The organism is Citrobacter sp. S55_ASV_140, from assembly GCF_018919505.1.
Lineage (GTDB): Bacteria > Pseudomonadota > Gammaproteobacteria > Enterobacterales > Enterobacteriaceae > Citrobacter > Citrobacter werkmanii.
In genome coordinates, this window is the sequence record NZ_JAHLQZ010000275.1 from 1 (window position 1) to 4,128 (window position 4,128).

4 protein-coding genes are annotated in these 4,128 nt (G+C 54.6%); 1 reads left to right on the forward strand and 3 read right to left on the reverse strand.

The window, feature by feature from the left end; translation table 11 throughout:
- Window positions 1–143: 143 nt before the first annotated feature.
- Window positions 144–1,448: an inosine/guanosine kinase gene (gene gsk, locus KQJ18_RS22275; protein ID WP_038638375.1), complete on the reverse strand. Its 1,305-nt coding sequence runs from the start codon at window positions 1,446–1,448 to the stop codon at window positions 144–146.
- A gap of 151 nt (window positions 1,449–1,599) precedes the next feature.
- On the opposite strand from gsk, the gene aes reads away from it, so the two are divergent.
- On the forward strand, window positions 1,600–2,559 hold the full coding sequence (gene aes / locus KQJ18_RS22280) for an acetyl esterase (RefSeq protein ID WP_216422764.1): 960 nt from the start codon (window positions 1,600–1,602) through the stop codon (window positions 2,557–2,559).
- On the opposite strand, the gene hemH is transcribed toward aes, so the two are convergent.
- Together hemH and KQJ18_RS22290 are read right to left on the reverse strand one after the other, a co-directional pair.
- A complete protein-coding gene (hemH, locus tag KQJ18_RS22285) occupies window positions 2,556–3,518 on the reverse strand; it encodes a ferrochelatase (protein ID WP_085047619.1) in 963 nt (320 codons plus the stop codon). The two genes, aes and hemH, sit on opposite strands and share 4 nt — an antisense overlap.
- 181 nt (window positions 3,519–3,699) lie before the next feature.
- Window positions 3,700–4,128, reverse strand: a 429-nt coding sequence (locus KQJ18_RS22290) for a nucleoside monophosphate kinase (protein ID WP_216422765.1), incomplete at its 5' end; no start/stop codon positions are given.

A 4,128-nucleotide genomic window follows, 5' to 3' on the forward strand; every position in this document is an offset into this window, starting at 1 on the left:
ATGCTGGAGCTGATTGAAACGCCACCTGCCGGCGACGTTGCTACTGCCAGTTAATATTACGTGCCGGATGGCGCTACGCCATCCGTCCTACGTATTCACACACCAGAGTAGGCCCGATAAGCGCAGCGCCATCGGGCCAGAACTCAGCGGTCCCAGTACGACTCTTCGAGACTGTCTTCACGTTCTGGCAAACCGCGCGTCAGGCGTGGTGAATGTTGATTCAGCACCTGATAACTCACGCGATTAGCATATTTACATACCTGGGCTAACGACGAATAGGTCAGCCAGGTGAACTTGTGCTTGCTGGAGTTAGGCACGTTGCTGCGGTGGTAGCTGTTGGCGGTAATATCATGCAGCAATGCCGCCAGCGCGCCGTCGCCAGCGCCGTTGGTGTTCATGATCTTTTCAGGCCCGCCCATATACGGTGCGATGTGCGAATACACGCGCAGCGGATTAGTACAGTCTTTATGGCGCATGGCGCGGCTGAATTCATACTGGTTGAATTCGGCAATAGCCCCTGGCAGCAGCGGATGCTGGGTTTTACGTTTGGCTTCTTCTTCCGTAAAGCCCGCCATATACAGACCTGCCGGACCCGCAGTGCACAGCACCAGATCCACCCAATCCAGCGCTTTGTCGGACGCCAGCAGCGGATCGTTCTCGCCGGTCAGTGCTTCGGCCTCTTCTTCATTCATCGCCAGAATGGAGACATGCTCTTTCAGGAATGCCTGCCACCACTGTGGGTTATCGGCAATAACAAATTTGGTACCCAGCGTCAGAACCACCGGCACATTGTGTTTTTTGGCATATTCAATCGCCTTCATGGTCGCTTCCGGCATCGGCTCGCCCGGTTCGCAACGCACCAGATAGGAGGTCAGCACCAGCGCGGAGGCCCCGGCAATAACCGCCTCAGGGATGCTATCCGCCCGCAGCTTATTCATATGTCCGGGGCTGATAGCGAACGTGCGCTCACCGGATTCACCAATCAGCGTAAAGCAGCGACCAATCGGTCCATTAACGCCCTGCAGATAGTTCAGATCGGTACGGCTGGAGGTATTACATAAATAACGGTACGCGTAGCTACCAATCTCGATATTGCTGCACATCACGCCCAGCAGCACCGAGCGGTCATCTGCCAGCACGGAGTAGTTGTGCATCGTGTTACCGATAGTTCCACCGGCAAACTGATGAGTGATCAAATTGTCACGTACCAGTTCCTGGTAGAGCGCTTCGGCGACATCGTCTGTAATCACCAGAGAGTGCCCGGCGCTTAATCCATAACGCTTTACAAAGTCATCATTAACTTTGGCTTCAATATCTACCAGCGTCTGGTCGATACCCACCACCCAGGCTGCGCTGGTTTCATTTTCAGGCTGAATCTGTTGCAGCAACGGATCGCGCGCGCTGACAGGAAAATAGTGTTTGGATTTACGTTTACCGGGAAATTTCATGGTCGATTTTACGGGTGATTAGCTGAGCGGTGCATGGTAGCACATTCCCCTGTACGCATGCGATGCGGCGCTGAGTTTCAATATCGGACGATGGGATCGCAGTTTATACGGGGGGAATTTCTACAATAAATCACCTTCACAAGGAGCGTTTATGAAGCCGGAAAATAAGATCCCCGTACTCGACGAAATTTCAGACGAAATGAAAACCGTGGTGAATTTTCATCGCGACGATCTGCCGCCCTGGCCCGCCGCCGATGACATCGTGGCCCAGCGCCAACACTATATCCACGAACGGCAATTGTGGAATGCCGATGCCCCGCAGATGAATACCCGAGAATGCGTCATTTCTACCGCGCGCGGCCCCGTTGCCACGCGAATTTATTCTCCGCAACCCCATAGCCAGGCCACGCTGTATTATCTGCACGGCGGCGGTTTCATTCTTGGTAATCTGGATACTCACGATCGCATTATGCGCTTACTGGCGCTTTACACGCAGTGCACGTTAATTGGCATCGACTATTCTCTCTCGCCGGAGGCTCGTTTCCCACAAGCCATCGAGGAGATTGTCGCCGTCTGTCAGTATTATCACCAACACGCGGGCGACTATTCTCTGAATGTGGATCATATTGGTTTTGCCGGTGATTCCGCTGGCGCGATGCTGGCGCTTGCCAGCGCGTTGTGGCTGCGGGACAAACAGATTGCCTGCGGCAAAGTCGCTGGCATATTGCTGTGGTATGGACTTTACGGCCTGCAGGATTCGCCCAGCCGACGGCTGATGGGCGGAGCGTGGGATGGTTTATCGCGGGAGGATCTGCAGATGTACGAAAACGCGTACCTGCGTAGCGCCGACGATCGCGAGTCACCGTATTATTGCTTATTCAATAACGACCTGACGCGCGACGTGCCACCGTGTTTTATCGCCGGCGCGGAGTTCGATCCGTTGATTGACGACAGCCGCTTATTATTTCAGACGCTACAGGCACATCAGCAGCCCTGCCAGTACAAAATGTACCCCGGCACGCTGCACGCCTTCCTGCACTACTCGCGGATGATGAAAACCGCCGACGATGCCTTGCGGGAGGGCGCGCGTTACTTCAAAGCACAACTTTAACGATAGGCTGCGGTCAGTTTAACCATCATTTCGATATGTTCCGGTGTGGCGTTCAGCGCCGGAATATACTCATATTGCTGGCCGCCAGCCTCGAGGAAAATCTCCCGGTTTTGCACCGCGATCTCTTCCAGCGTTTCAAGGCAATCTGCCGCAAAGCCCGGACACATAACCTGGATATGTCGGGTCCCTTTCTCCGCCAGCATTTTTAACGTTTCGTCGGTATACGGCGTTAGCCACGGTTCGCGACCAAAACGCGACTGGAAGGTCATCATCACTTTTTCCGGCGGCAGGCCAAGCGCAGAGACCAGCTCACGGGTCGTATCGCGACAGCGCTGCGGGTAGTCATCGCCTTCGTCGGCGTAACGTTGTGGAATCCCATGGTAGGAGAGCAGCAGTAAATCGGGTTCGCCGTGTTTGGCGAAGGAGTCACGGGCACTTTTTGCCAGCGCGTCAATATAAGCGCTGTCATCGGCGTAATCACGAATAAAGGAGATGCCGGGAATACCGCGTTTACGCGCCAGGATGCGCGCGAGTTCATCCCACACCGCCGCCACCGTCGAACAGGAATATTGCGGATACAGGGGTAACACGACAATGTGTTCAACGCCACTTGCCAGCAGTTCGTCGACTGCGCTTTCAAGCGAAGGCGAGCCGTAGCTCATGCCCAACGCAACAGGCGTATTGGGCAGGCGTTGTGCCAGCGCCTGCTGTTGTGCCTTGCTGTAGACCATCAGCGGCGAACCCTCTTCCATCCAGATTGACTGGTATAGCTTTGCCACGCGTGGCGCACGCAGCGGCAGGATCACCCCACGCAGCAACGGCCACCACAGCAGGCGGGAAGTATCAACTACACGTTGATCGCTTAAAAACTGGCGCAGGTAGCGTTTAACAGCTTCAGGAGTGGGGGCATCGGGGGTGCCGAGGTTTGCCAGCAGGATACCGGTTTTCGTCTGACGCATTACCGCCTCTTATCGATTCAAATTGTTGATAATTGTAGCGGAAAAGTGATGAAGAAGAACTAATTGCTGCGAGAGGTAAGACGTGAATTTGCCTGATGGCGCTGCGCTTATCTGGCCTACAAAAAAATCATAGGCCGGATAAGGTGTTTACACCGCCATCCGGCATTGACTGCGCTAAAACTTAACCGAGGATTTTTTCCAGCGCTGCGCGCACGTCAGCAACAGCCTGAGTGCCATCAACTTTCGCGTATTTGGTGTTACCCGCCTGCGCTTCTTTAGAGTAGTAGCCGATCAGCGGCGCGGTCATCTGATGGTATTCCACCAGGCGCTTACGTACGGTCTCTTCCTGATCGTCTTTACGGGTGGTCAGCTCTTCGCCGGTTACGTCGTCTTTACCTTCAACCTTAGGCGGGTTGAATTTGATGTGGTAAACGCGGCCAGAAGCAGCATGTACGCGACGCCCCACGATACGGTCAACGATCAGCTCGTCAGGTACGTCGAACTCCAGAACGTAGTCCACGTTGATACCTGCTTCTTTCATGGCGTCAGCCTGCGGAATAGTACGCGGGAAGCCATCGAGCAGGAAACCATTACGGCAGTCTTCCTGAGC